Here is a 25052-nt window from a genome sequence, read left to right on the forward strand (position 1 = left end):
GTGTGTACCTTGGGTCGCGTAAGGGGAGATACCTACTCCACATAGCTTCCTGATCACTCCCAGTGAGGGGACACCCATGTCCGAATCCACTCTCGCCGTCGCCGCGCCGGGGGACGCGCGCGCCGCCGAGAACCCCCACCACAGCCGCAGATGGCTGATCCTGGTGATGATCGGCATCGCGCAGCTGATGGTCGTGCTGGACGCGACCGTCGTGAACATCGCGCTGCCGTCCGCGCAGGTCGACCTGGGCTTCTCGAACGACGCGCGCCAGTGGGTCGTCACGGCGTACGCGCTCGCGTTCGGCAGCCTGCTGCTGCTCGGCGGTCGCCTCGCGGACCTGTTCGGCCGCAAGAACGCGCTGCTCGTCGGCCTGGCCGGCTTCGCCGCGGTGTCCGCCCTCGGCGGCTTCGCGACCAACATCGAGATGCTGCTGATCGCCCGCGCGGCCCAGGGTGTCTTCGGCGCGCTGCTCGCGCCCGCCACGCTCTCACTGCTCACCACGACGTTCACCGACCCGAAGGAACGCGGCCGCGCGTTCGGCGTGTTCGGCGCCATCGGCGGTGGCGGCGCGGCGGTCGGGCTGCTGCTCGGCGGCGTGCTCACCGAGTACCTCGACTGGCGCTGGTGCATGTTCGTGAACATCATCTTCGCCGTCGTCGCGTTCGTCGGCAGCTCGGTCCTGTTGCGCAACCAGCGCGACGCCGGACCGCGCCCGAAGCTCGACCTGCCGGGCACGATCACCGCGTCGGCCGGCCTGTTCGCGCTGGTCTACGGCTTCGCGAACGCGGAGTCGGACTCGTGGTCGTCGGTGTCGGTGTGGGGCTTCCTCGCGGCCGGCGTGGTGCTGCTGGGCGTCTTCGCGTGGCTGCAGCAGCGGGTGTCGCACCCGCTGCTCCCGCTGCGCGTCCTGCTGGACCGCAACCGCGGTGGCTCCTACCTGGCGATGTTCCTGCTGGCCATCGGCATGTTCGCGATCTTCCTGTTCCTGACGTTCTACGTGCAGCAGAACCTGCGGTTCACGCCGATCCAGAGCGGCGTCGGGTTCCTGCCGATGGTGGCGACGCTGATGCTGTCGGCGACGACGGCGACGGCCGTGCTGCTGCCCCGCTTCGGCCCGCGCCCGCTGGTCCCGACCGGCATGGCGATCGCGGCGGTGGGCCTGTTCTGGCTGAGCGGCATCGGCCTCGACAGCACGTACGCGTCCGGCGTGCTCGGCCCGCTGCTGGTGATGGGCTTCGGCATCGGCCTGGCGATGGCGCCGGCGATGAGCGTCGCGACGTTCGGCGTCGAGGCGCACGACGCGGGCGTCGCGTCGGCCGCGGTCAACACGATGCAGCAGGTGGGCGGCTCGATCGGCACGGCGCTGCTGTCGACGCTGGCCGGCAACGCGGCGACGTCGTACCTCGCGGGCAAGGTCCCGACCCCGCAACTGGCGGCCGAGGCGGCGATCGAGAGCTACACGACGGCGTTCACGTGGGCGGCCGTGATCTTCGCGGCCGGCGCGGTGCTCAGCGGCCTGCTGCTGCGCCCGGGCGTCCCCAAGGGCGAAGCCGCTCCCGGCGCCATCCACATGTGAGTTCCGCTTGAACCTTCCCGGCCCTCCGCGCACTAGTAAGACTGAAACCGTGCGAAGGAGGGCCGGGTGCGGGCGTCCAGAGACTCCGACTTCAGTGAGTACTTCGAAGCGCGGGTGCAGCGGTTCCGGCGCGTGGCGTTCGCGCTCTGCGGCGACTGGTACGAAGCCGAGGACCTGGTCCAGGCGATGTTCGTGCAGCTGTACCGGCGCTGGCGCCGCGTCCGCCCGGACACGGCGGACGCGTACGCGCGCCGCATCCTGCTGAACCTCTTCCTCGCCGGGCGGCGCAAGTCCGCGCGCGAATACGTGACGGCTGTCGTTCCGGAGACGGAGTCACCACCGGGCCGGGACACGCCGCTGCGCCTCGACGTGGAGCGCGCGCTGTCCGGGCTGACGCCCCGCCAGCGCGCGATGGTCGTGCTCCGGTTCCTCGAAGACCTCCCGGTGACGGAGGTGGCGTCGCTGCTCGGCATCGCCGAAGGCACGGTCAAGTCCCAGACGGCCCGCGGGGTGGACGCCCTGCGCGCGGCTCTGGCGTTTCCGATGAGCGGGGAGCGGTGATGGAAGACGTCCGGACCGCCTTGACGGAGTACGTGACCGAGGGCGAACCGCCTCTGGGCCTCACTGGCGAAGCCGTTCTTTCGGCAGCGCGCCTGTCCCGACGGCGGCACCTGCTCACCGGGGCGGTGGCGGTGTTCGTGGCGGTGCTCGCGCTGGGGTTGGCGGTGGTGGTGCTGCCGGACCGCGATCCGGTGGCCGGGCGGCCGTGCCCCACCGCGGTGGACACGCGGTCGGCGCTGGTCGACCGGCTGAGCTGCGTGGTGGGCAACGCGGTCCGAGCGCTCCTGCCCGCGGACGCTGTCGTCACCCGGTTGACGACTCCGGGCGAGACGCCGCCGCCCGCGGATCCGTTCCGCCTGATCGCGGACCCGATCGGAGCCGCACCCGAGGAGGCGATCTTCCACCTGGGAGTGCGGGTGACCGACGCGGCGGGTCCGGGGTCGGTGTACGTGCTGATCGTGCCCGGCACCACCGGGGGCCCATCGTGCGGCCAAGCGGAAGAGATCACGTGCCGCACCGAACCCACGGCCCTGGGATTGGTGCGGTCGGCTTCCCTGCGGGTGGGGGACGCCGTGAAGAACCGCGTGGCACTGGCCGGCCCAGCGTCGCTCGTGCAGTTCTGGTCGAACAGCAGCGGGGTGCCGGAGCAGTCCGGGGTGCGGTTGCCGAAGCAGCGTCCGGAGCCGACGTTGACGCTGGAGCAGGTGCGAAGCCTGGCGCTGACGCCGGGGCTGACGTTCTGAGGCCGGTCGCGAGCGGCAATTCGGGGTGCCCCTCGAGCACCGCTCACGACCGGCGGGAGCGGAGGGTCTCGATGACCTCGTCGTCCCACCGGTGGGTCCGGATCAGCCGGTACCGCTCCGCCGCCACCCACATGTACGCCTCGGCGTCGGTCCGGTCCCCGATCAGGTCCGCCTGCCTCAGCATCCCCACCACCGGCACGAACTCCTCGTCGAACCACCGCTGCGCCACGCTCGCGCGGTCGCAGAACTTGCCCTCGTCCTGCATCAGCCGGAACCCCCACGCCTCCACGTGCTCGCCCAGCTTCGCGTAGTCCCACGGGTCCGACACGATCACCGATGCCCGCGCGTGGCCCGTCAGCGGCACCCGCTCCAGGAACAGCCGCCGGTAGTCCTTGACGATCAGGTCGCCGCGGTGGCGGATGCCCGCCGGGTTCAGCTTGGTCCGGACCACCGTCACCGATGCCTCTATTGTGGACAGTCCCTGCGCGATCGCGACCGAAACCCGGTGGTGGCCGTCGATGATGAAGTGCAGCTCGCCCACCCGGTACACCTCGATCGGCGGGATCTCCTCACCGCGCCGGGCCGCCAGGGCCAGGCGCTCCCAGCGTTCGCGCACCCGGGCGGACGTCGGGCGGAAGTGGCGGTCGAAGTCGCGGCTGCGGTCGACCGTGCCCGCGATCGAGTCCAGTTTGATCACCCGCAGGCCGATCCGGCTCTCGCCCAGGTAGCCGAGCGCCTCCACCACCTCGTGGAACGGCAGCATGATGTTGACGTCGTCGGGCTCGCGGCGCAGCCAGGTCGAAAGCCGCGAGAGCACCTGGCCCCGGCGGGCGCGGAGGAAGTCGTTTTCCGCGTCGGCGCGGGGGAACCCCGTCTCTTTCATGAGAACTCCATGATCCGGTGGCCCACCACGTTGCGGATCCGGGTTTCGCCGACGACCCGGTCCGGCACCGGCTCGCCGTGGGGGTGGATGTGCCCGTGCAGCAGCCACTTCGGCCGCAGCACGTCGATCGTCCGGTGCAGGCACGCGAACCCGCGGTGCGGCGGGTCCGCCCGGTCGCCGAGGTCCAGCGGCGGCGAATGCGTCAGCAGGACGTCGACGCCGCGGCCGTCGCGACGCCGCCGCCACCGCGCGCGCCGCACCAGCCGGCGGGCCCGGCGCGCCTGCTGGCGCTGGGTCCACTGGTTCGGCCCGTCGTTGTAGCGGATCGAGCCGCCGAGCCCGGCGAACCGCAGGCCGGCGACGTCGACGATCCGGCCGTCGGCGTTGATGCCGCCCGCCGGGCCCGGCCAGGGCGTCGGGAAACCGTCCTTCATGGACAGCCCGCCGTAGCGCGTGTAGCCGCTGAGGTCCGGGTCGTGGTTGCCGGGCACGAACACGCACGGCACGTCGAGCGCGCCGGCCAGGAACGCGAGGTAGTCGTAGGGCAGGTCGCCGGCGCCGATGACGAGGTCGACGGAGACGGCGCGGACCGCGTCGGTCCACAACCGCTCGTCGACCTCGTCGGAGACGACCAGCGCTTTCGGCATGGGTCCAGGGTACGACCCGGGCCCTCACTTCATGCCGTGCGCGAAACCCGGGTCGGCGACGATGACGAAAGTGATGACGAAGATCCACACGAGGCTGAGCGCGAGCGCCCAGAACTTGAGGTTGGACAGCATCCGGGACATGGCGAACACTCCGATGGGGGAAGAGGGGGACCTAGAGCCAGCCGTTCTTCCGGAATATTCGGTACAGCAACAGGCAGATCCCGAGGATGACCGTGATCACCAGCGGGTACCCGAACTTCCAGTGCAGCTCGGGCAGGTAGTCGAAGTTCATCCCGTAGATGCCCGCGATCATCGTCGGCACGGTGATGATCGCCGCCCACGACGTGATCTTGCGCATGTCGGTGTTCTGCTGCAGGGAGATCTTCGCGACCGTCGCGTCGACCAGGGTGGACAGCAGCTCGTCGAACGCCGCCACCCGCTCGGACACGGTCGTGAGGTGGTCCGCGACGTCGCGGAAGTACGAGCGGACCTCGTCCGGCACCAGCCGCGTGTAGCCCTCGGCCAGGCGCTGGACCGGCGTCGCCAGCGGCATCACCGCGCGGCGCAGCTCGAGCACCTCCCGCTTCATCAGGTAGATCTGCTCGGCGCTGATCTGCGAGCGGGGCGCGAAGACCTGCGCCTCCATGACGTCGATGTCGTTCTCGATCCGGCCCGTGACGTCGAGGTAGTGGTCGACGACGTGGTCGGCGATCGCGTGCACGACCGCGGACGGCCCCAGCTTCAGGCGCTCGGGGTCGTCGTCCAGCTCGCGGCGCAGGCGCGCCAGGCCCGAGTGGTTCCCGTGGCGGACGGTGATCACGAAGTCCCGGCCGAGGAACACCATGAGCTCGCCGGTCTCGACGATCTCGTTCGCCGTGGTGGGTGATTCGTGTTCGACGTACCGGACGGTCTTCACCACGAGGAACAGCGTGTCGTCGTAGCGCTCCAGCTTCGGCCGCTGGTGCGCTTCGAGCGCGTCCTCGACCGCCAGCTCGTGCAGCCCGAACGTCTCCGCGATGCCCTGGATCTGGTTGGAATCGGGCTCGTGCAGCCCGATCCAGACGAACCCCTCGTGCCGCTTCCGGACCTCTTTGATCGCTTCGGTGTGCGTCCAGCGGCCGGGCAGGCGCTCGCCCGCGACGTACACCGCGCAGTCCACGACGTACGCGGACAGCGGGACCGGAACCGGGCGGACGGGAACGGCGCCCTTGTTGCCGCGGCCGCGAAGGCCGCCGAGGGAGGGAATGGCAGGCATGGGATCTCCTGGGCGTCGTGCGTTGGTCGTGCGAGACGACTGACCAGGGGCGGAACCGCGTCCGCCCGGCGACACCAGCGTTCCCGGGAAGAGAGAAGGCCTACCTGGAGACGACCCGTGAGGTGGGAACGCTGGGACTACTAGGGAGCGGACTATCGCCACTACTCATCGGGGTTCCTCACCTCCTTCGGCCGGGTGGAGAGTGGTGGGGCTCGCGTTGACGCGCGAGAACCAATGGTTGAGGGTACTCCTCACCACGGATGCGTGTCGTACCAGCCTCACGCGGTGTTACCCGGACAGGAGAGTCGAGTGCAGTTCGGTCGGTACTACGAGGAGTTCGAGGTCGGTGCGGTCTACAAGCACTGGCCGGGCAAAACGGTCACCGAATACGACGACCACCTGTTCTGCCTGCTCACGATGAACCACCACCCGCTGCACCTCGACGCGCACTACGCCGAGGAGACCACCGACTTCGGCAAGAACGTCGTGGTCGGGAACTACATCTACTCGCTGCTGCTGGGCATGTCCGTGCCCGACGTCTCCGGCAAGGCCATCGCGAACCTCGAGGTCGAGTCCCTCAAGCACGTCAAGCCGACGTTCCACGGCGACACCATCTACGGCGAGACCGAGGTGCTCGACAAGACGCCGTCGAAGTCCAAGGACGACCGCGGCGTCGTGTACGTCGAGACGCGCGGGTACAAGCAGGACGGCCTGATCGTGTGCACCTTCCGCCGGAAGGTGATGGTGCCGAAGCGCTCGTACGGCGAGACCCGGGGCGGGGAGCAGCCGGGCCGTCCGGTCCCGCACGAATGAGGCTCTGATGGACTTGGACGGGATCAAGGGCGTACTGCGCACGTTCGCGGAAGTCGAAGCGCGCGGGGTGTCGCCGCTGTACGAGCACCTGGCGCTGCAGGCGGCGGCGGACGACGACGTCGCCGGGCTGCTTTCGGCCGCGCGGGACGGCGAGGTGCGGGCGACGCTGCTGATGGCGACCGCGCACCGGCTGGTCCAGGCCGATCCGATCCACCCGCTTTCGCGGTACTACCCGTCCCTGGGCGGTTTCGACGGCGTGGATTCGGAGACTTGGCCGCTGTTCCGGTCGTTCCTGCTGGAGCGCGCGGACAAGGCGCGCGCGCTGATCTCGTCGCGGTACACGCAGACGAACGAGGTCCGCCGGGCGGCGCTGCTGTACCCGGGCGTGGCGCGGGCGGCGAAGGAAGCGGGCGGCAAGGTCGCGTTGCTGGAGGTCGGATGCAGCGCGGGGCTGCTGCTGGGGCTGGACCGCTTCGGCTACCGCTACCAGTGCGACGGCGGCGAGCAGCTGACGGCGGGCCCGGCGAAGGCCGCGGTCGGGCTGCACTGCGCGCTGGACCTCGCGCCGGGCGCGGTGGCGCCGAAGCTGCCGAAGAAGCTGGCGATCCTCGACCGGGCGGGCCTGGACCGGGCGCCGGTGGACCTCTCGGACGAGGACGAGCTGGCGTGGCTGGAGGCCTGCGTCTGGGCCGACCAGCCCGACCGCATCCGGCTCCTGCGCACGGCGGCGGCGGAGCAGGCCAAGCACCGGCCGCGGCTGATCGAGGGCGACGGCGTGGACGACGTCGCTTCGGCGGCCGCGACCCTGGAGGGACCGCTGGTGGTGGTGACGAGCCACGCGCTGGCGTACTTCCCGGCCGAGCGGCGGGCGGCGTTCCTCGCCGAGCTGGCGTCGCTGGCGGCTTCGCGGCCGGTCTGGTGGGTTTCGGAGGAGTTCTACGGCGCCGGCCTCGAGACCGTCTTGCCGGGCCGTGCGGACCTCTCCGGGGCCGACGGGCTCGCGACCCTGGGCGTCGTGCGGTGGGAAGACGGGAAGGCGGAGGCCCACGCCTTGGCCCGCACCGCCCCGCACGGGCAGCGGATGACCTGGTTGCCGCTGTAGTCAGGCGCGGGGGAGCGCTTTCCAGTCGCGCAGCGTCACGTACAGGAGATCCACCAGCTCCCCCGCGGCCTCGAGCGCTTTCAGGTCTGCCGCATCGGACCAACGGGCGTCCGTCGCGTCGTCACCCGCCGTGAGCGTCCCGCCGGCCACTTCGCACGCGTAGTCGAAGATTTCGTAGGGGCCCCTGGTCACCGAACCCACCAGTGTGCCGGGAATCACGTCGAGCCCGGTCTCTTCGACGAGCTCACGGATTACTGCCTGTTTGTCCGTTTCGCCCGGTTCGACTCGGCCACCTGGCAGCGACCATTGCCCCGAACCGGGGTCGTTCCGGCGGCGGATGAGCAGCAAACGGCCGTGCGCGTCGTACGCGACACCGCCTACGCAGCGGATCGTGGTGCTGGTGGGGCCGTTCATGTCCCGAAGGGTAGACGTGACCGAACTGAAAACGGATGTCCTGTACACGGAGAGTAGCCGTACGGTACACTTCGGACCGCGTGCTGACCCAAGCGCGGGACTTACCTCCCCAGCGCCTGTTCAGTGCGGTACAACGTAAAAAGTCAGGATTTTTGCTGTTGTCCGGTGTCACCGTAAGAGACGGGATTTGATCGCGGTGAACGTGAAGAAGATTGCGGGCCTCGCCGGTATCGCGTTGGTGCTGTTCTTCGTCATTGCCCAGCCGGGTCAGGCCGCGGGCCTTGTCGGCAACATCGTCGACTTCCTGCGCAGCTCGGCCGAATCGGTGATCACCTTCGTCAGCAACGTGTTCAAGGGCTGACAGCGGGGCTACCCTCGACCTATGTTCGCGCCTCGCGATCCCGACGAGTACCTCCTCGACACCGAGCGGCGGGTCATCCGGATCCGCCGCCACTGGGCGGTGCTGCTGTGGGACACCTTCGAAGCGGCCGCGCTGCTGGCCGTCTGCGTCCTGGTGTCCTACCTGCTGCCACCGGCGCTGTACATCGGCCAGAACATCCTCTGGTACGTGGCGCTGCTCGTCGTCCTGCGCTTCGCCTACCAGGTGATGGAGTGGTGGGTCGAGCGCCTCGTGGTGACCGACAAGCGGTTCGTCATGACCACCGGGGTGTTCACCACCAAGGTGCTGATGATGCCGATCAGCAAGGTCACCGACCTCAGCTACGTGCGGACCGCCACCGGCCGCATGATGGGCTACGGCACGATGGTCGTCGAGTCGGCCGGGCAGATCCAGGCGCTGAACCGGATCGACTACCTGCCGCGGCCCGAAGAGTTCTACGACACGATCTCGGAGCTCGTCTTCGGCGACAAGCAGAAGCAGGCCGAGCGCTTCTCCATGATCAAGGCCCAGCGGGCCGCCCGCGGAAAGAAGCCGGTCGGCTGACAAGCCTCATCCCGCCGGGCGTGTGACCCAGCGCATCGTCGACAATGGACCCGATGCGCATCGACCTGCACGCCCACTCCACCGCTTCCGACGGCACCGACACGCCGGCCGGTCTCGTCGCCGCGGCGGCGAGAGCCGGCCTCGACGCCGTCGCCATCACCGATCACGACACCACCGCGGGCTGGGCGCCCGCGACCGAGGCCATTCCGCCGGGGCTGACCCTCGTCCCCGGCGCCGAGCTCTCCACGGTGTCGATCGATCCCGAAACCGGCCGCCAGATCAGCGTCCACCTGCTCGCCTACCTCTTCGACCCGACGGCCGAGGCGGTGGTCACCGAGCAGACCCGGCTGCGCGTCGAGCGCCGCACGCGGCTGCGCCGGATGGCCGAGCGGATGGCCGCCGACGGCCTGCCCGTCGACGCCGACGAGATCTTCGGCCTGCTGCCCGAGGACTCCCCGCCCGGACGCCCGCACCTGGCCCAGGCGCTGGTCCGGGCCGGGCTGGTCAAGTCCGTCGACGAGGCCTTCGCCGACTACCTCAGCCCCCGCCGCGGCTACTACGTCGCCCGCCGCGACACCCCGGTCGAGGAGGCCATCGACATGATCGCCGCGGCCGGCGGCGTCACGGTCATCGCGCACCCCTTCGCCTTCAGCCGCGGTGCCACGATCAGCGAGGACACCCTCGCCGGCCTGGCCGCGCACGGGCTCACCGGCGTCGAAGCCGACCACCCGAACCACGACGCGCCGACGCGGGCGCGCACCCGCGCGCTGGCCGGCGAGCTCGGCCTGCTCGTCACCGGGTCGAGCGACTACCACGGCACCAACAAGACGATCGCGCTCGGCGAGTGCACCACCGACCCCGGGCAGCTCGAGGAGCTCGTTTCGCGGGCGACGGGGTTCCAGGTCGTGAAGGGCTGACATGGCGCTCGCCGACTTCTTCGACGCCAAGCTCTTCATGAGCGCGACGATCACCCTGATCGTCATCATGGACCCGCCCGGCACGGTGCCGGTGTTCCTGAGCCTGGTCGGCCGCAAGCCGATGGCCGTCCGCGCCCGCGCCGCGCGGCAGGCCGTCCTGGTGTCGCTGCTGGTCATCAGCCTGTTCGCGGTCGCGGGACAGGCGATCCTCGCCTACCTCGGCATCGGCATCCCGGCGCTGCAGGGCGCCGGTGGCCTGCTGCTCCTGCTCATCGCGCTGCAGCTGCTCACCGGCAGCGGCCACGAACCCGAGGCGGCCGCGGAAGACGTCAACGTCGCGCTCGTCCCGCTCGGCACGCCGCTGCTGGCCGGGCCCGGCGCCATCGCCGCGACCATCGTGTTCGTCCGCCAGGCCGACGGCCACGTCGGCGCGTACATCGCGCTGGCGCTGGCGATCGTCATGACGCACTTCGTGATCTACATCTGCATGCGCTACTCCGGCGTCGTCATCCGGCTGATCAAGGAAAGCGGCATCACGCTGCTGGCCAAGGTGGCCGGCCTGCTGCTCGCGGCCATCGCCGTCGAGCTCGTCGCGAACTCCGTGCGCGGCTTCATCGCCGGCGGGAACTGACCCCGCCTTTCGGGTTGTCCTGCCGGACAGGAACCCCCGCGGTCGTTGACATCGTTGGCGCCGCTCGCGCAGCCTGAACCTCAGCTCAGCGGTTGAAACGATTCAAACGCCTTGCGGAGGCCTCGATGAAGTGGCTCAGAGCAGTCCTGCCGGTCACGGTGCTGGTGGCGAGCGGCGTGGTCGCCGCGCCCGCCGGCGCCGCGCCGAGCTGGCAGAAGTACGTCGTCGCGCCGTCGACCCGGGACGTCCGGCCGGTGAAGGTGCTGTCCACCACCGGCGACGTCACCAACCCGGACGGCCTGCTCGGCCGGGGTGTCGCGACCTTCAAGCGGCAGGCACCGCCGCCGAAGCCGGCGTGGCCCGCGGGGACCACCGCGGCCGCGTCGTCGTTCCACGCCCCGAACAACGGCGGGAACGGCCAGCCGCGGACCTACGCCCCCGGCAACGCCGTCGACGGCGACACCGAGACGTTCTGGAACGACGACACGATCGGCGCCTACCCGGACGTCCTGACCATCACCTCGGCCGCGCCGGTGACGCTGCCCGGCGTCACGCTGCTGTCCAGTGTGGACGGTGTGCCGCAGGACTACACCGTCGAGGTGCTGGACGCGGGCGCGTGGCGCGTCGCGGCCTCGGTCAGCGGCAACAGCGCCGTGCAGCGCGCGGTCCCGTTCGACCGGCCGGTGACGACCACGCAGGTCCGGATCACCGTCACGAAGGACCAGAACACGCCGTCGGGCGAGTTCAGCCGGGTCACCGAGGTCTGGCCGGGCCTGGTCGCCGACCCGCCGGTCCCGACGGCCGTCGTCGACTTCGGCAAGGTCGTCGCCGGGTACCCGAAGGTCTCGTTCGCGGGCGCGTCGGCGAACCGGCCGGGCGTCCGGCTGTCGTTCTCGGAAACCCTGCAGTACCTGGGCGAACGCTCCGACTTCACCCGCTCGGACTTCTCCGGCGGGCCGGGCAGCGACCAGTACGCCGTGCCCGCGTCGCCGGCCGTCTGGCGGGACACGAAGGGCTGCCTGAGCGGGACGCAGGTGTGCGCGGACGGCCTGCACGGCTTCCGCTACCTGCGGATCAGCCTGGACGCGCTGGCCTCGGACGCACCGCTGGCCCAGCCGTCCGGTGAGGTGCGGATCAACGGCGTCTCGCTCGACTTCACGCCGTTCCTCGGCACTCCGGACACCTACCGCGGCTGGTTCGAGTCGTCCGATGACGCGTTGAACCGCTACTGGTACGCGGCGTCGTACACCAACGAGCTGGGCATGGACACCTTCCGCGAGTCCGATGTGGACCCGCGCGGCGCGTTTTCGCCGTCGCTGGACGGGAAGCTGGTGCTGCACGACGGCGCGAAGCGCGACCGGGACCCGTACGTCGGCGACGTCGCGGTGTCCGGGCTGACCGAGTACCTGACGCACCAGGACGGCACGGCGGCTCGCAACGTGCTCGCCGACCTGGCCGACCACCAGCGCGCGGACGGCTGGATCCCGCCCGCTTCGATCAACGGCTACACGTTGCCGCTGTTCGACTATCCGCTCTGGTGGGTCACGTCGAGCTGGGACTACGTGCTCTACACGGGCGACACCGCGTACGCGGCTTCGTACTACTCGCACCTCGTGAAGACGCTCGACTCGTGGTACCCGTCGGTCACCGATTCGCGCGGGTTGCTCGCGAAGGGGCTCAACGGCACCGGCGGCTACGGCGACTACGCGTTCCTGCCGCGCACCGGCGAAGTGACGTACTACAACGCGTTGTACGTCCGGGCGCTCCAGGGCGCGGCCGGGCTGGCGCGGGCGACCGGGCATCCCGCCGACGCCGACCGGTGGCTGGCGCGGGCTTCCGGCGTCGCGTCGGCGGTGAACACCTACTTGTGGGATCCGGCGGCGGGCGCGTACCTCGACTCCGGAACGGGCGCGGTGCGGCACGGCCAGGACGGCAACAGCCAGGCCATCCTGGCCGGCATCGCGTCGCCTTCGCAGGCCACATCGGCGTTGGCGCGGCTCGCGGCGGGCGCGTTGCCGTACGGGAACCCGTTCATGGACAACGACACCCTGGTTTCCGACGGCACGAAGCGCGTGTACGCGTTCACGTCGTTCCCCGAGCTGCAGGCGCGGTTCCGGAGCGGTCAGCCCGACTCGGCGATCGACCAGATCAAGCGGATGTACGGCTGGATGGCGTCGCACGACCCGGGCCTCACGGCGTGGGAGGGCATCGGTGAAGGGGGGTCGCACTACGAGCAGGGGTACACGTCGGCGGCGCACGGCTGGTCGACCGGTGTGGTGCCGGCGTTGACGAACGAGCTGCTGGGCGTCTCGCCTGCTTCGCCGGGCTTCGCGACGTGGACTGTGGCGCCGCACCCGGGTTCGGTCTCGTGGGCTCGTGGCGCGGTGCCGACGCCGAAGGGTGCGTTGTCGGCTTCGTGGTCTCAGCAGGGTTCGGTGTTCTCGTTGACGGTCACGGCTCCGCGGGGGACTTCGGGTTCGCTGGTGGTCCCTGGTGGCCGGCTGGTCTTGCTGGATGGCCGCCCGCTGCGTGCGGCGGGTCCGTTGACCGTGGGCGGAGGCACGCACACTGTCTTGGTCGTGAGGTAGCGACTTCACGGGTGCCGCGCGGAAAGTGTCGGTGGTGGTGCGTAGCGTGGCACCCGTGAAGGAGCAGATGGGGTTCGACTTCGGGGTCGCGCAACCGGTGCGGCTCACGAAGGTGTCGCCGGCGCGGCTGGCCACCTTCGACGACTGCCCGCGCCGGTACCGGCTCGCGTACCTCGAACGGCCCACTCCGCAGCGCACCGGGCCGTGGGCGCACAGCACGCTCGGCGCGGTGGTGCACAACGCGTTGCGGGCGCTGTTCGACCTGCCGGTGCTCAAGCGGGTGCCGCAACGGGCGGTGGCGCTCGTGGCGGAGTTCTGGAAGGACGCGGGCTTCGAGAGCGACGAGCAGGCAGCCCGCTACCGGGCGCGCGCGAAGGGGTGGGTGGCGGAGTACGTCGAGGACAACGACGTCACGCACGACCCGGTCGGGCTCGAGCGGTGGGTGTCGGCGCCGGTGAGCCCGGCGCCGGGGGAGCGGCCGTCGATGATCATCGAGGGCCGCGCGGACCGCATCGACGCGCGGGACGGGTCTTTGGTGATCGTCGACTACAAGACGGGACGTCGCCCACCGGACGAGTACGAGGCGCGGGCCTCGCAGGCGCTGGCGTTGTACGCGGTGGCGTCGGCCCGGACGCTGCGGATGCCGTGCACGACGGTGGAGCTGCACCACCTCCCGACGGGCACGATCGCGGCGGCCGAGCACACCCCGGAGAGCCTGCAGCGGCACTTGCAACGCGCGGGCGAGACCGCCGCGGACCTGAGGCTGGCCACGGATACCCTGGACGCGGGCGGCGACGCGGACGTGCTGTTCCCGGCCCGCCCGGACCGCCGTTGCGCCTGGTGCGACTTCAGGCCGAGCTGCGCGGCGGGGCAGGAAGCCGCCCCGCAGGCGCAGCCGTGGGACCTGCTCGCGCCTTGACAGGGGAGAGGAAGAGGTTGGCTTCACCGGACACCGACGAGTTGCGGGCCGACGGCCGAGGCGCGGCCGGGGAGCAGCGGACCGAGCCGCTGGCCGCCGAAGCCCAAGCGCCGGGGCGGGCAGCACCTGCTGCCGAAGCCGCCGCCGGGGAACAGCGGACCGAGCCGCTCGCGACCGAGCCCGCCGAGGCGCAGACCGTTCCCCAAGAACGCGTCGATCCCGAGCGGATCGAACCCGCCGATTCCGACGATGCCGATGCCGAAGAGCCCGCCCCGCCCGTCAAGGCGCGTGGCCGCTGGTGGCGCGGCTTCACCGGTTCCCTCGCCGCCGGCCTCGTCGTCCTAGCCGTCGGGGTTCTCGCCGTCGCCGGGATCGACCTCGGCACCGGTGCCCCCGGGCCGGGTCCCGCCCTCCTGATCGGCCACCCCGTCGCCGCCGCGCTCGCCTTGGTCGCCCAGCGCGTCGCCGATCGCCGCAACGGTGCACCCGCCGCCGGGGCGGGGCTGGCCGTCGTCCTCTTCGCCGTCTCGGCCCTGACCCTCTTCTGGCTCACCTGATCACCGGGCCGGGCCGCAGCCGAGTACGAGCGCTGAAGCCTGAACGACGATGAGCACCTACGAGGACCTGACGCCCTACGAGTACTTCCCCGGGGACGAAGGCATTGTGCTCAACGTCGGCTGGTTGGGCCGGGACTCGTCCTTCACCGTCGGCGAAGCGGCGCCGGCCTTGGTGTCGGCTCTGGTCACGTTGGCCGCGTTCCACCCGGTCAACCGCGCCCGGGGTTACCACCTGTGCGAGCTGTGCGGGCCCAGGACCGGGCCCGGCGACTTCGAGCCGGAGACCGTTCCGTTCGAATTCGCGGAGCGCGGCCAGGTGACGTTGGGCAGCGCTGAACTTCGCGTGCCAGGTCCGTACGGGGTCCGCTACGCCGCGCCCGATCTGGTGGTTCACTACGTCGACCGGCACGGTTACCGGCCCCCCGATGACTTCGTGCGCTCGGTGCTCGCCGAGGCGCGGTCGCGGGATCGGTACTGGGAGCACGCCAAGCAGTGCCTTCCGGTCGGAACAGCGGTGCACGGAGCAGTCCTCGCGCGGTACGTCACGCACACCGAGGTCGTCCTCGCCCGGTTCCCCGAGGTGACCGCACTGATCCCGGACGCGATACCGGTCGGCCCGCTCGAGCCCCGAGATCCGGTCGAAGTCGTGGTCGCCGAACACCTCGACCGCGGACGGAAGATCGTCGTACGGATCGCTCGAACGGGATGACCGAGGACCCGCGCTGACTACTTCAGGGCCGTGAGGGTGTCGCCGCGTTCCTCCAGCAGCACCGGGCCCGCCGCACCCAGCCGGACCACTCCCGCGTACCCGCGGCGGTCCACCCCGACCGTCCGGATCGTCGACCCGTCGTTCTCGTTCAGCACCGCCAGCCCGCCCTTGATCGGGACCACCAGCTGCTGCGCGAACACGATCCCCGGCCCCGACGCGCTGCTCAGCGTCCACCGCGGCGACAGGTCGTCACGCGACAACGCGACCACCTTCGACCCGCTGAACCAGTACACGTTCTGCGTCGTCTGGGTCGTCGCCTCGGCCCCCGCCGGCGGGTCCTGCGCCAGGTCCGAAGCCGGCACGTCCAGCGGGTACGCCGCGCGCTGGGAACCGTCGCCGTTGTAGGTCACCAGGAGCTTCTGGTCCGGCAGGACCACCGCCGTCAGCTCGCCCGACATCGCGATCACCCACGCGCGCTTGCCCGCCAGCACACTGCTGAACGCCACCTGCGGCTCGTCGTCCTTCTCCGGCGCCGCCTTGTAGACCGTCAACCGGTCGGCCGGGTCGCCCGGGCAGCGCTCGATCACGCCGACCTTGCCCGACGCCGCCGCCACCGTGCCGTACGTGCACCCGGTCCGGGGCTGCTTTCCCGCGTTGACCAGCGCCGGGACCTGGCCGTACTCGGCGCTCTGCACCAGGTCGTCGCGCCACGTCGTCAGGAGCTTCTTGCCCGTCGCCGTCACGTGCGAGCCGTCGCTGACCAGCCGCGTGCCCAGCTCCGCGTTGCCGTTGCGCTGCGCCGTGATCCGGCCCGTGCCCGGGTCCAGCTGGGTGACCTCGCTGCACCCCGAAGACTTCGAGAAGACGGTGTTCAGCCGCCCCCACGTCTCGTTCACCGTGCACAGCGGCAGGTCACGCTTGTAGTGCCAGCGGACCTGGCCGGTCAGCGGGTCGCGGGCGTCGACCTCGCCGCCGTCGGCCGTCGCCACCGTGTCGCCCGCCACCACCGGGACCGGCGTCGCGCCGCTGCGGGCGCTCCAGATCTCGGTCAGCGAGCCGGGCACCTTGTCCGGCGCCGCCGGCAACGGCGGGGGCGCCGCCGCCTCGGTCCGGTCGGTGGCCGCGCTGTCGCTCGTCACGCCGATGACCAGCGCGACGGCGACCACGGCGACCGCGATCAGCGCGGCGGCCACCCGGTCCCGCCCGCGGTTCCACGGCGATCGCCGGGCCTTGACGCGCGGGGCGGGCGGGGTGGGAGCGACGTCCTCCAGGACGTCCTCGGAGCCGTACTCGGGGGTCGGTTCTTCCGCGGGCGTGACTTCTTCAGGCGCGCTTCCGGGCGCCTTCTCGTCTTCGCTCACTTACCCGACCCCCGGTGCGTAGGCCTCAGTCTGCCGACGCAGGTGTATCAGACGTCGCGGCGGGACGGCGACGGCGGCGCCGCCGAGCGGGCCGCTCGGCGTTCTCGCCGGCTTCCTTCTCGGTGGCCGGGCCGGTCGCCTCCGGCGCGGTGCCGCGGGTGCGGCGACGCGTCCGGGTGCGGCCCTCCGAGGCGGGAGCCTCGTCCGAAGCGGCCGCGGCGTTGTCCGCGGCCTCGATCGCCTCGGCCGCCCGCGAGCCACCGCGGGTCCGCTTGCGCGGGGCCCGGGTGCGCTTGCGCGGCGCGTCCTCCGACGCGGCTTCGCCGGAACGGCCGCGGCCACGGCCGCGCTTCTTGCCGCCCAGGTCCTCTTCCTCCTCGGCGGCCAGGCCCGCGCGGGTCCGCTTCGAAAGCGGCAGCCGCCCGGTGGTGCCCTCCGGGATGCCCAGGTCCTCGAACAGGTGCTTCGACGACGAGTACGTCTCCACCGGCTCGGGCTTGTCCAGGCCGAGGGTGTCGGAGATCAGCTTCCAGCGCGGCTCTTCGTCCCAGTCGACCAGGGTGACGGCGACGCCGGTGCGCCCGGCGCGGCCGGTGCGGCCGATCCGGTGGACGTAGGTCTTCTCGTCCTCCGGGCACTGGTAGTTGATGACGTGCGTGACGTCGTCGATGTCGATGCCGCGGGCGGCGACGTCGGTCGCGACCAGCACGTCGACCTTGCCCGAGCGGAACGCGCGCAGCGCCTGCTCGCGGGCGCCCTGGCCCAGGTCGCCGTGCACGGCGGCGGCCGCGAAGCCGCGCTCGACCAGGTCGTCGGCCACCTTCTGCGCGGTGCGCTTGGTGCGGCTGAAGATCATCGTGAGGCCGCGGTCGGCCGCCTGCAGGATCCGGGCGACGACCTCGGGCTTGTCCATCGAGTGCGCCCGGTAGACGAACTGCGTGGTGCGCTCGTGCACCGCGCCGGCGTCGTTCTCCTCGGCGCGGATGTGCGTCGGCTGGCGCAGGAACGTGCGGGCCAGCGTGATGATCGGACCGGGCATGGTGGCCGAGAACAGCATCGTCTGCCGCTCGTCCGGCACCATCCGCAGGATGCGCTCGATGTCGGGCAGGAAGCCCAGGTCGAGCATCTCGTCGGCCTCGTCCAGCACGAGCCCGCGGACCTTGCCCAGCACCAGGTGCTGCTGCTCGGCCAGGTCGAGCAGGCGGCCCGGGGTGCCGATCACGACGTCGACGCCCTTGCGCAGCGCCTCGATCTGCGGCTCGTAGGGGCGGCCGCCGTAGATGGCCAGGGTGCGGATGCCGAGGTGCTTGCCGGCGCCCTTGAGGTCGTTGGCGACCTGGATGCACAGCTCGCGGGTCGGGACCACGACCAGCACCTGCGGGGTGCCGTCGCCGGGGACCTGCACGCGGTGCAGCAGCGGGACGCCGAAGCCGAGGGTCTTGCCCATGCCGGTGCGGGCCTGGCCGATGAGGTCGTCGCCGGCCATCGCGAGCGGCAGCGTGAGCGCCTGGATCGCGAAGGTCCGCTCGATGCCGGCCTCGCCGAGGGCCTTGACGATCTCCGGCTTGACGCCGAAGGACGCGAAGGTCGGGGCCTCGGGCTCGACCTCGACGCCCGCCTGCAGCGGGTGCGAGGTGTCGAGCGCGGCCGGGCCGGTCTCGCTGTGTTCCAGCGCGACGGCGGGGGTCTGTTCGGTTGTGGGAATTTCTGCGGTCAGGGTGATCGCCTCTCTCGTGACCAGCGCGCACAGCCGTGGGTCCGCTCGACACTCGACCGGGAGTAAACCCTGGTCCCTGGCGCTGATCTGGAGCGCGGAACCGGTCCGTCCCGGGAATGCCGGAAGAGGCGTGCACGCACATTGCAGTACGTCGGCAAGCCGCGTGACCTGCCTGTTTCCCGACGCCGGTATGGCGTACGGAAGCTTCGATGTCAAACGCAGTGTACCTGGTCAGCAGTTTTTCGACAGTACCCGGCGCGCCGGAACCAGTGGGATCGGTCTCGTCGCGGCACGCCCGGGTGCTTCGGCGATACCCTGCCCGGGTGACCGAGCCGAAAGAGATCTCAGAGGGCGTAGTCGACCTTCTGGGTGTGATCGCCTACCTCGAACTGTCCGCGTTCGACCGGATGGCCGAAGACGCGCGCAGCGCCCCGACCCTGGCCGGGCGGGCCGCGCTGGCGAGGATGGCGGCCGCGGAGATCGGTCACTACGGCCTGCTGGCCGACCACCTGGCCGCCCACGGCGTCAAGATCGAAGACGCGATGACGCCGTTCGTGGCCAAGGTCGACGCGTGGCACGCGTCGACGCCGCCGAAGTCGTGGCTCGAGTCGCTGGTCAAGGCGTACGTCGGCGACGGGCTCGCCGCCGACCTCTACCGCGAGATCGCCAGCTGGCTCGACCCGGAGACCAAGGACCTGGTGCTCACCGTGCTCGCGGACACCGGCCACTCCGCGTTCGCCGAACGCGAAGTCGCCGCCGGCATCGAAGCCGACCCCAAGACCCGTGACAAGCTCGCCCTGTGGGGGCGCCGCCTGCTCGGCGAGGCGCTCACGCAGGCCCAGTACGTCGTCGCCGAGCGCGACGGGCTGGCGGAGCTGATCATCGGCGGTTCGGGTGACCTCTCCGGAATTGCGGCGCTGTTCCGGCGGTTGCAACAGGGGCACACGAAGCGCATGCAGGCGCTCGGCCTGGGCTGATCTCGATGGAGTACCCGGAAGTGACGACGCGGTCGGGCGCGGACATGCGCCACCGGAACGAGCCGGTTCGGTTAGCCTTGGCCGGCACATCCCTTACGAATTTCCAGCGGAGGTCCCACGTGGAGGTCAAGATCGGCATCAAGGACACGCCGCGCGAGCTGGTGGTGTCCAGTGGCCAGTCTCCCGAAGAGGTGGAGAAGCTGGTCGCCGAGGCCCTGACGGCCGGTGACGGGCTCTTCCGCATCAACGACGAGAAGGGGCGCAAGTACATCGTCCCGTCCGACCGGATCGCGTACGTCGAGATCGCCCCGTCCGACGTCCGCAAGGTCGGCTTCGGCGTCGGCGACTGACCCACCCAGCCCGCGAAAGCCACCTCGGGACGTTCCCGGGGTGGCTTTCGCATGCCCGGATTCACCGGATTGTGGCGTCTTGCTTGGAGTGTCGCTTTCCCGCCACCTAGCTTCGGCCGGTGACCACTCTCGAACCGGCCGCCGTCGCGGACCTCGTGCGGAGCACCCTCTCCGCGCACAAGTCGTTGTTCCTCGCCACTTCGGGCAGCACCGGCCCGTGGGTCGGCGGGGTGTACTTCGCCGAAACCGGCGAGTTCACGCTCAACCTCGTCCTCGAGGACCGCGGCCGGACGCTGGCCGCCATCCGTGAGAACCCCGTGGTGTCGGTGGTGGTCTCGACGGGCTCGCCGATGCAGCCGTTCCTGCAGGCCCAGGCGCTCGCCGAGGTCGTCGGCGCCGAGGAGGACGCGCGGGTGCGCGAGCTGCTCGTCGCGAAGGTCCCGGAGGCCGCGCCGTTCCTGGCCGCGCCGGTGACGGCGGTCCGGCTGTCCGTGCGCAAGTGGCGCGCGACGGACATCGCGAACGGCCTGCTGCCCGGCGTGGAGCTGCCGGGACCCCGCCTGCCCTAGGCGTTCAGCTCTTCCAGGGTCGTGGGCACGTGGAACGGTGGCGTGCTCGTGCCCATGATCCGGTAGCGGCCCCACGGGTCCGGGTCCGACAGCTCGCCCGACGCCGTGTGCTCGCCCGCCTGGATGGAGACGGCCTTCTTCTTGCCGCCCGCCAGGCGGGTCAGCTCCTCGTTCACCGCCACCCGGCCGTACCAGCGGTAATAGCCGTCGATCGGCTGGAAGTAGCCGCGCAGCTCGACCGTCACCGGCACCGAAACGCCGTCGACCTCCAGCGTGGCCGGCCCGCTGTAGCCGTCTTCCTCGTGCTCGCTCATGACGTCTCCTCCAGCGAATCCGGGTCCGAAGCGCGGCCCAGCTGGACCACCTTGTTGGCTTCCAGGGGCAGGTTCGGGTCGATGACCACGCCGTTCTGGCGGGTCAGCCCGTCGATCGCCGCCCAGATGATCTGCGTCAGGTACTCGACCACCGCGTCTCGGCCCATCGAACGGCGGTCCAGCCACCACTCGCCGGTGTTCTGGACCATGCCGACGATGCCGTGCGCCCACGGCTCGGCCGCGCCGGAGTCCATGTTGAACATCCGCATGTAGTCGCCGAGCAGCGCCGTCAGCGCCGTCGCGATCAGTTCCTTGTCCTCGGCCACGACGTCCGACGAGACCGGCTTCTCCGGCCGCCCGTGCGCCAGCAGCCGGTACAGGTTCGGGTGCTCCTCGATCACCGTGAAGAACGCGTCGAGCGCCATCCGGATCCGGGGGACCGGCGCCAGCTCGGCGTTGATCGCCGGGATCAGCCGCTCGAACAGGATCTCCGTGCCGCGCTGGCCCAGCGCCACGTAGAGGTCGGCCTTGTCGTCGAAGTGCCGGTACAGCACCGGTTTCGTGACGCCGGCCTCCGCGGCGACGTCCTCCATGCCGAGGTCGGGGCCGTGCGTGTCGAGCGCCCGCAGCGCTGCCTCGACGAACTCCTTGCGCCGCGCGATCCGGTGCTTGCGCCAGCGGTCGCGGCGTGCGTCGCCGGTCGCCTCCTCGTCGCGGGAGGCGGACCTGGACTGCTTGCCGGAGCGCTTGACACGTTCGATCACCGGGCTCATGCTACGCAGAGGTAACTGTTACCTCAAGTTACACATTGCGGAAGGGGTGTCGGCAATGACGCGGACGCTGAAGGAACCGGATCGCGAGAAGACCGCGGACCGCCTGCTCAAGTCGTCGGCGAACAAGTTCTACGACCCCGACGTCGACATCGACTGGACGGCGCCGCTGGTCGAGGGCAAACGCTTCATCCTGGACGAGCGCTCCTCGCTGTACGGCACCGAACTGTGGGACAAGCTGACCCCCGAGCAGCGCATCGAGCTGGGCAAGCACGAGGTCGCGAGCGTCGCGACGACCGGGCTGTGGTTCGAGATCCTGCTGATGCAGATGCTGCTCAAGGAGGTCTACGAAGAGGACCCGACGTCCGCGCACGCCCAGTTCGCGCTCACCGAGATCGCCGACGAGTGCCGGCACTCGACGATGTTCGCGCGGATGGCGTCGCGGATCGGCTGCCCCGCCTACGGCCCGGTGCCGTGGCTGCGGAAGCTCGCGAAGCTGATGCCGTCGATCTCCTACGGCCCGGCCCGCTACGGCGCGATCCTGGTCGCCGAGGAGGTCCTGGACCGCCTGCAGCGCGAGCAGATGAACGACGAGGGCGTCCAGCCGCTGGTCCGGATGGTCAACCGGATCCACGTCCTCGAAGAGGCCCGGCACGTCACCTTCGCCCGCGAGGAAGTCACGCGCGGGATGGCGAAGCTGTCGAAGGCCGAGATCGCCTACCAGCAGTTCATCATCGCGCTGATCTCGTACTTCGTGACGCGGGCGTTCATCAACCCGAACGTCTACAAGGCGGTCGGCATCCGGCCGCGTGACGGCGTCGAGGCGGCGCTGAACAACCCGCACTGGCAGGGGACGATCGCGTGGGCCGGGGAGAAGATCATGCCGTTCCTGGAGGAGTCCGGCCTGGTCGGGCTGCCGGGGAAGTACTTCTGGCGCAAGTCGTTCCTGCTCCCGGCGGGCCGGTGACCACCGCGTCGCGGCTGCGCGACCCGTCGATCGAGCACCGGTTCGTCACGAGCGACGGCGCCGCGCTGCACGTCGCGCAGTCCGGGCCGGCCGACTCGGCGGTGACGCTGGTGCTGGTGCACGGCTGGACGCAGGACCACCGCACGTGGGACTTCGTCGTGCCGCACCTCGACCCCGGCGTCCGCGTGCTGCGCTACGACCTGCGCGGCCACGGCGGCTCGGCGCACGCGCGGCCCGGCGGGGCCACCATCGCCCGTCTGGCCGACGACCTCGCCGAGCTGATCGCTTCGCGTGTGCCGGAAGGGCCGCTGGTGCTCGCCGGGCACTCGATGGGCGGCATGACGCTGATGGTGCTCGCCGAACGGCATCCCGCGCTCGTCCGGGAGCGGCTGGCCGGGGCGGCGTTCGTGGCGACGTCGTCGGGCGACATGGACCAGCTGACGCTCGGGTTCCCGGGCCTGGTCGGCCGGGGCGTGACGCGCTTCGAGCCGCGGGTGGCCCGCCTGCTGGCGGGGCTGCGGAGCGAGACGTTGCGGCTGCGGCCGGGGATGGTCCGCTCGGGCGCGCGCCGGCTGGTGTTCGGGGTTCGGCCCGGGCGTGAGCAGGTGGACAGCGTCGTCGAGCAGCTGCTGGCGGCCCACCCGGCGAGCGCGGGGATGTTCCTCGACGCGATCGCGTCCCACCGCGGGGTCGGCGGGCTGGGCGCGCTGTGCGACGTGCCGTCGGTGGTGCTGGCGGGGGAGAAGGACCGGCTGTGCCCGCTGGCGCACGCGAAGGTGATCGCGGACGAGCTGCCGCACGCGGAGTTCGTGCGGTTCCCGGGAGCCGGGCACATGCTCCCGCAGGAGCGTCCCTTCGAGGTGGCCCGCCGGATCTCGGCCCTGGTCCGCACCGCCACCCGCTGACCCCCGCACTTTCACGTGAAAGTGCCCACCAGGGGGCCGCACTTTCACGTGAAAGTGCGGCCTTGGGGGTCAGGCGTCCTTGAGCGGGAAGCCGCCGCCGATGCCGCGCCACGCCAGGTTGGCCGTCAGGGCCACCGCTTCCTCGCGGCTCATCGACTGGTGGTGCTGCAGCCAGAACCGGGCGCTGACCTGGCTCATCCCGACCAGCCCGACCGCCAGCAGCCGCGCCTTGTCCTCGTCGAGGCCCGCGTCCGCCGTGATCGTCTCGGTGATCGCGTCCACGCTCGCCGACGTCGCCCGGTCGACCGCTTCCTGGACCGCCGGCTCGCCGCGCAGGTCGGACTCGAACACCATCCGGAACGCGCCCGCGTCGTTGCTGACGAAGTCGAAGAACGCGCCGACCGTCGCCGGGACGCGCTGGCGGTTCTCCGTCGTCGAGTCCAGGGCCGTCTGCACGCGCTTCACCAGCTCGTCGACGTGGCTCTCCAGCAACGCGATGTACAGGTCGAGCTTGCCGGGGAAGTGCTGGTAGAGCACCGGCTTGCTGACACCGGCCACTTCGGCGATCTCGTCCATCGCGGCGGCGTGGTAGCCGTTCTCGGCGAAGACCCGCTGCGCCGCGGCGAGGAGCTGCGCCCGCCGTTCCGTCCGGGGCAGGCGCACCCCACGTTGCTGCAGCCGCGTCATCTCCGTCATGCTCTTCCTCCCGTCATCGCCCCTTCGACGGGCGGGGTCGCCACCGCGTGAAGTCGACCTGAAGATTACTCGCCGGTATGTATGCCTTGCCACGGGTCGGGCATCCTGAATCCGTGAACACCACCGCCACCACGCGGGTGCCGCTGACGCACGTGCCCCTGTCGACCAGGGAATTACCGTCCCTCGAGCCGTTGAAACCGCCGTGGCCCGCGGCCTTCGAAGAGGTCGGCACCGCCCGTCTCCACGTCCGCCGCACGCCGGGCCCGGGCGGCGTGCCCGCGGTCTACGTGCACGGCCTCGGCGGCTCGTCCACGAACTGGACCGACCTGGCCGCGCTGCTCGCGCCGGTCGCCGGCGGCACCGCGCCCGACCTGCCGGGGTTCGGCTACTCCGAGCCCGAAGCCGGCTTCGACTTCAGCCTCCAGGCGCACGCGGAAGTCGTCGCGCGGCACATCGAGGACGTCGGCGCGCCGGTGCACCTGCTCGGCAACTCGATGGGCGGCGCCATCGCGCTGCTGATCGCCGAGCGGCGCCCGGAACTGGTCAAGACGCTGACGCTCATCTCGCCCGCGATGCCGGACCGCCGCCTCGACCCCCGGCGGCTGTCGGACCCGCGGATGGCGCTGGCGTACCTGCCGCTGGTCGGCGCCCGGGTGCGCGCGCAGCTGGCCGCACTCGGCCCGCGCGAGCGCGCCGCGCAGGTGATCAAGCTGTGCTTCGCCGACCCGTCGCGGTTCCCGGCCGAACGGCTGGACGAGCTGGCCGACGAGCACGGCGCCCGCGCCGGGTTCGCCTGGGCCACGCCGGCCATGGCGCGCAGCACGTTCGCGATCTTCCGCGCGTGGTCGACGCTCGGGAAGGCGTCGCTGTGGTCGGCGGCGCCGCGCGTCCAGGCCCCGACGCTGGTGGTCTGGGGACGCGACGACCGCGTCATTTCCGTGAGACGCGCCATGCGGACGGCCCGGGTGATCCCGAAGGCCCGCCTGCTGGTGCTGCCGCGGACCGGGCATGTGGCGCAGATGGAACGCCCGATCGTCGTAGCGAAGGCCGTCCTCGGCATGTGGGAGCACGTCGAAGCCGGCACCTGGTAGTCCGATCGGGTGACAATGAATCCCCGGGTGGTCCGCCAGTCGCCGATAACGGTTCGGTGGCGCTGTGGCACCCTGGT

The 25052-nt window shown here is 71.0% G+C and carries 28 protein-coding genes; 19 read left to right on the forward strand and 9 right to left on the reverse strand.

The window, feature by feature from the left end; genetic code table 11:
- Window positions 1-76: 76 nt before the first annotated feature.
- The 3 genes from ACWEVP_RS38905 (at window position 77) to ACWEVP_RS38915 (ending at window position 2880) form a co-directional block, all read left to right on the forward strand.
- Complete coding sequence (locus ACWEVP_RS38905) at window positions 77-1576, forward strand: MFS transporter (RefSeq protein WP_452067581.1); 1500 nt, start codon at window positions 77-79, stop codon at window positions 1574-1576.
- Between the two features lie 66 nt (window positions 1577-1642).
- Window positions 1643-2137 carry a SigE family RNA polymerase sigma factor gene (locus ACWEVP_RS38910; RefSeq protein WP_452067582.1) on the forward strand — a complete coding sequence of 165 codons (495 nt, stop codon included), beginning with the start codon at window positions 1643-1645 and terminating at the stop codon, window positions 2135-2137.
- The gene (locus ACWEVP_RS38915; RefSeq protein ID WP_452067583.1) at window positions 2137-2880 is read left to right on the forward strand and encodes a hypothetical protein; all 744 of its coding nucleotides are present in this window, start codon (window positions 2137-2139) and stop codon (window positions 2878-2880) included. Before ACWEVP_RS38910 ends, ACWEVP_RS38915 begins: the two co-directional genes overlap by 1 nt.
- A gap of 43 nt (window positions 2881-2923) precedes the next feature.
- On the opposite strand, the gene ACWEVP_RS38920 is transcribed toward ACWEVP_RS38915, so the two are convergent.
- The 3 genes from ACWEVP_RS38920 to corA all read right to left on the reverse strand — a co-directional run bounded on the left by ACWEVP_RS38920 (window position 2924) and on the right by corA (window position 5665).
- On the reverse strand, window positions 2924-3763 hold the full coding sequence (locus ACWEVP_RS38920; protein ID WP_452067584.1) for a chromosome partitioning protein ParB: 840 nt from the start codon (window positions 3761-3763) through the stop codon (window positions 2924-2926).
- Window positions 3760-4410, reverse strand: coding sequence for a metallophosphoesterase family protein (locus ACWEVP_RS38925; protein WP_452067585.1), 651 nt, complete (start codon window positions 4408-4410; stop codon window positions 3760-3762). The genes ACWEVP_RS38920 and ACWEVP_RS38925 overlap by 4 nt, the downstream gene beginning before the upstream one ends.
- Window positions 4411-4582: 172 nt before the next feature.
- Window positions 4583-5665, reverse strand: coding sequence for a magnesium/cobalt transporter CorA (gene corA, locus ACWEVP_RS38930; RefSeq protein WP_452067586.1), 1083 nt, complete (start codon window positions 5663-5665; stop codon window positions 4583-4585).
- A gap of 309 nt (window positions 5666-5974) precedes the next feature.
- Between corA and ACWEVP_RS38935 the strand changes: the two genes are divergently transcribed.
- Window positions 5975-6478: a MaoC family dehydratase gene (locus tag ACWEVP_RS38935; protein WP_452067587.1), complete on the forward strand. Its 504-nt coding sequence runs from the start codon at window positions 5975-5977 to the stop codon at window positions 6476-6478.
- A 7-nt stretch (window positions 6479-6485) separates the two neighbouring features.
- Window positions 6486-7580: a DUF2332 domain-containing protein gene (locus ACWEVP_RS38940; RefSeq protein WP_452067588.1), complete on the forward strand. Its 1095-nt coding sequence runs from the start codon at window positions 6486-6488 to the stop codon at window positions 7578-7580.
- On the opposite strand, the gene ACWEVP_RS38945 is transcribed toward ACWEVP_RS38940, so the two are convergent.
- The gene (locus ACWEVP_RS38945; protein ID WP_452067589.1) at window positions 7581-7994 is read right to left on the reverse strand and encodes an NUDIX hydrolase; all 414 of its coding nucleotides are present in this window, start codon (window positions 7992-7994) and stop codon (window positions 7581-7583) included. It lies immediately after the preceding gene.
- A gap of 196 nt (window positions 7995-8190) precedes the next feature.
- Between ACWEVP_RS38945 and ACWEVP_RS38950 the strand changes: the two genes are divergently transcribed.
- The 8 genes from ACWEVP_RS38950 to ACWEVP_RS38985 all read left to right on the forward strand — a co-directional run bounded on the left by ACWEVP_RS38950 (window position 8191) and on the right by ACWEVP_RS38985 (window position 15258).
- Complete coding sequence (locus tag ACWEVP_RS38950; RefSeq protein WP_167379843.1) at window positions 8191-8355, forward strand: hypothetical protein; 165 nt, start codon at window positions 8191-8193, stop codon at window positions 8353-8355.
- 21 nt (window positions 8356-8376) lie between these two features.
- A complete protein-coding gene (locus tag ACWEVP_RS38955; protein ID WP_072481681.1) occupies window positions 8377-8937 on the forward strand; it encodes a PH domain-containing protein in 561 nt (186 codons plus the stop codon).
- A gap of 53 nt (window positions 8938-8990) precedes the next feature.
- On the forward strand, window positions 8991-9854 hold the full coding sequence (locus tag ACWEVP_RS38960) for a PHP domain-containing protein (RefSeq protein ID WP_452067590.1): 864 nt from the start codon (window positions 8991-8993) through the stop codon (window positions 9852-9854).
- 1 nt (window position 9855) lies between these two features.
- Window positions 9856-10485 (forward strand): MarC family protein, encoded by a 630-nt coding sequence (locus tag ACWEVP_RS38965; protein WP_452067591.1) that lies wholly within the window; start codon window positions 9856-9858, stop codon window positions 10483-10485.
- Window positions 10486-10610: 125 nt separating this feature from the next.
- Entirely contained in the window at window positions 10611-13073 is a 2463-nt protein-coding gene (locus tag ACWEVP_RS38970; protein ID WP_452067592.1) for an alpha-L-rhamnosidase-related protein, read from the forward strand.
- Window positions 13074-13140: 67 nt separating this feature from the next.
- Window positions 13141-13992 carry a RecB family exonuclease gene (locus ACWEVP_RS38975; protein WP_452067705.1) on the forward strand — a complete coding sequence of 284 codons (852 nt, stop codon included), beginning with the start codon at window positions 13141-13143 and terminating at the stop codon, window positions 13990-13992.
- Window positions 13993-14009: 17 nt separating this feature from the next.
- Complete coding sequence (locus ACWEVP_RS38980; RefSeq protein ID WP_452067593.1) at window positions 14010-14549, forward strand: hypothetical protein; 540 nt, start codon at window positions 14010-14012, stop codon at window positions 14547-14549.
- 49 nt (window positions 14550-14598) lie between these two features.
- Window positions 14599-15258 carry a DUF7919 family protein gene (locus ACWEVP_RS38985; protein ID WP_452067594.1) on the forward strand — a complete coding sequence of 220 codons (660 nt, stop codon included), beginning with the start codon at window positions 14599-14601 and terminating at the stop codon, window positions 15256-15258.
- Between the two features lie 17 nt (window positions 15259-15275).
- On the opposite strand, the gene ACWEVP_RS38990 is transcribed toward ACWEVP_RS38985, so the two are convergent.
- Complete coding sequence (locus ACWEVP_RS38990; protein WP_452067595.1) at window positions 15276-16619, reverse strand: Rv3212 family protein; 1344 nt, start codon at window positions 16617-16619, stop codon at window positions 15276-15278.
- A gap of 25 nt (window positions 16620-16644) precedes the next feature.
- Window positions 16645-18243 carry a DEAD/DEAH box helicase gene (locus tag ACWEVP_RS38995; protein WP_452067706.1) on the reverse strand — a complete coding sequence of 533 codons (1599 nt, stop codon included), beginning with the start codon at window positions 18241-18243 and terminating at the stop codon, window positions 16645-16647.
- Window positions 18244-18659: 416 nt separating this feature from the next.
- Between ACWEVP_RS38995 and ACWEVP_RS39000 the strand changes: the two genes are divergently transcribed.
- From ACWEVP_RS39000 to ACWEVP_RS39010, 3 genes are all read left to right on the forward strand, one after another.
- A complete protein-coding gene (locus tag ACWEVP_RS39000; RefSeq protein WP_364463521.1) occupies window positions 18660-19313 on the forward strand; it encodes a ferritin-like fold-containing protein in 654 nt (217 codons plus the stop codon).
- Window positions 19314-19432: 119 nt separating this feature from the next.
- Window positions 19433-19663, forward strand: coding sequence for a DUF3107 domain-containing protein (locus tag ACWEVP_RS39005; RefSeq protein ID WP_013223016.1), 231 nt, complete (start codon window positions 19433-19435; stop codon window positions 19661-19663).
- A gap of 119 nt (window positions 19664-19782) precedes the next feature.
- Window positions 19783-20232: a pyridoxamine 5'-phosphate oxidase family protein gene (locus ACWEVP_RS39010; protein WP_452067596.1), complete on the forward strand. Its 450-nt coding sequence runs from the start codon at window positions 19783-19785 to the stop codon at window positions 20230-20232.
- Here ACWEVP_RS39010 and ACWEVP_RS39015 read toward each other — a convergent pair.
- A complete protein-coding gene (locus ACWEVP_RS39015) occupies window positions 20229-20546 on the reverse strand; it encodes a DUF4873 domain-containing protein (RefSeq protein ID WP_452067597.1) in 318 nt (105 codons plus the stop codon). The genes ACWEVP_RS39010 and ACWEVP_RS39015 overlap by 4 nt on opposite strands.
- Window positions 20543-21319: a TetR/AcrR family transcriptional regulator gene (locus tag ACWEVP_RS39020; protein ID WP_452067598.1), complete on the reverse strand. Its 777-nt coding sequence runs from the start codon at window positions 21317-21319 to the stop codon at window positions 20543-20545. The genes ACWEVP_RS39015 and ACWEVP_RS39020 overlap by 4 nt, the downstream gene beginning before the upstream one ends.
- A 55-nt stretch (window positions 21320-21374) precedes the next feature.
- On the opposite strand from ACWEVP_RS39020, the gene ACWEVP_RS39025 reads away from it, so the two are divergent.
- Both ACWEVP_RS39025 and ACWEVP_RS39030 read left to right on the forward strand, forming a co-directional pair.
- Complete coding sequence (locus ACWEVP_RS39025) at window positions 21375-22283, forward strand: AurF N-oxygenase family protein (protein WP_451987081.1); 909 nt, start codon at window positions 21375-21377, stop codon at window positions 22281-22283.
- The gene (locus ACWEVP_RS39030; protein WP_452067599.1) at window positions 22280-23188 is read left to right on the forward strand and encodes an alpha/beta fold hydrolase; all 909 of its coding nucleotides are present in this window, start codon (window positions 22280-22282) and stop codon (window positions 23186-23188) included. The genes ACWEVP_RS39025 and ACWEVP_RS39030 overlap by 4 nt, the downstream gene beginning before the upstream one ends.
- Window positions 23189-23257: 69 nt before the next feature.
- Here ACWEVP_RS39030 and ACWEVP_RS39035 read toward each other — a convergent pair whose 3' ends face one another.
- A complete protein-coding gene (locus tag ACWEVP_RS39035) occupies window positions 23258-23884 on the reverse strand; it encodes a TetR/AcrR family transcriptional regulator (RefSeq protein ID WP_285999752.1) in 627 nt (208 codons plus the stop codon).
- Between the two features lie 77 nt (window positions 23885-23961).
- Here ACWEVP_RS39035 and ACWEVP_RS39040 point away from each other — a divergent pair, with 77 nt between their 5' ends.
- Window positions 23962-24975, forward strand: a complete 1014-nt coding sequence (locus ACWEVP_RS39040; protein WP_452067600.1) for an alpha/beta hydrolase — start codon at window positions 23962-23964, stop codon at window positions 24973-24975.
- The last annotated feature ends 77 nt before the right edge of the window (window positions 24976-25052 follow it).

The organism is Amycolatopsis sp. NPDC003865 (assembly GCF_053605345.1).

Bases quoted from the DNA above. Each gene is read 5' to 3' on its own strand.
- ACWEVP_RS38905 (WP_452067581.1), top strand. From the start codon at position 77: ATGTCCGAATCCACTCTCGCCGTCGCCGCGCCGGGGGACGCGCGCGCC.
- ACWEVP_RS38915 (WP_452067583.1), top strand. From the start codon at position 2,137: ATGGAAGACGTCCGGACCGCCTTGACGGAGTACGTGACCGAGGGCGAA.
- ACWEVP_RS38920 (WP_452067584.1), bottom strand. From the start codon at position 3,763: ATGAAAGAGACGGGGTTCCCCCGCGCCGACGCGGAAAACGACTTCCTC.
- ACWEVP_RS38925 (WP_452067585.1), bottom strand. From the start codon at position 4,410: ATGCCGAAAGCGCTGGTCGTCTCCGACGAGGTCGACGAGCGGTTGTGG.
- corA (WP_452067586.1), bottom strand. From the start codon at position 5,665: ATGCCTGCCATTCCCTCCCTCGGCGGCCTTCGCGGCCGCGGCAACAAG.
- ACWEVP_RS38940 (WP_452067588.1), top strand. From the start codon at position 6,486: ATGGACTTGGACGGGATCAAGGGCGTACTGCGCACGTTCGCGGAAGTC.
- ACWEVP_RS38945 (WP_452067589.1), bottom strand. From the start codon at position 7,994: ATGAACGGCCCCACCAGCACCACGATCCGCTGCGTAGGCGGTGTCGCG.
- ACWEVP_RS38955 (WP_072481681.1), top strand. From the start codon at position 8,377: ATGTTCGCGCCTCGCGATCCCGACGAGTACCTCCTCGACACCGAGCGG.
- ACWEVP_RS38960 (WP_452067590.1), top strand. From the start codon at position 8,991: ATGCGCATCGACCTGCACGCCCACTCCACCGCTTCCGACGGCACCGAC.
- ACWEVP_RS38965 (WP_452067591.1), top strand. From the start codon at position 9,856: ATGGCGCTCGCCGACTTCTTCGACGCCAAGCTCTTCATGAGCGCGACG.
- ACWEVP_RS38970 (WP_452067592.1), top strand. From the start codon at position 10,611: ATGAAGTGGCTCAGAGCAGTCCTGCCGGTCACGGTGCTGGTGGCGAGC.
- ACWEVP_RS38975 (WP_452067705.1), top strand. From the start codon at position 13,141: ATGGGGTTCGACTTCGGGGTCGCGCAACCGGTGCGGCTCACGAAGGTG.
- ACWEVP_RS38985 (WP_452067594.1), top strand. From the start codon at position 14,599: ATGAGCACCTACGAGGACCTGACGCCCTACGAGTACTTCCCCGGGGAC.
- ACWEVP_RS39015 (WP_452067597.1), bottom strand. From the start codon at position 20,546: ATGAGCGAGCACGAGGAAGACGGCTACAGCGGGCCGGCCACGCTGGAG.
- ACWEVP_RS39020 (WP_452067598.1), bottom strand. From the start codon at position 21,319: ATGAGCCCGGTGATCGAACGTGTCAAGCGCTCCGGCAAGCAGTCCAGG.
- ACWEVP_RS39025 (WP_451987081.1), top strand. From the start codon at position 21,375: ATGACGCGGACGCTGAAGGAACCGGATCGCGAGAAGACCGCGGACCGC.
- ACWEVP_RS39035 (WP_285999752.1), bottom strand. From the start codon at position 23,884: ATGACGGAGATGACGCGGCTGCAGCAACGTGGGGTGCGCCTGCCCCGG.
- ACWEVP_RS39040 (WP_452067600.1), top strand. From the start codon at position 23,962: ATGTATGCCTTGCCACGGGTCGGGCATCCTGAATCCGTGAACACCACC.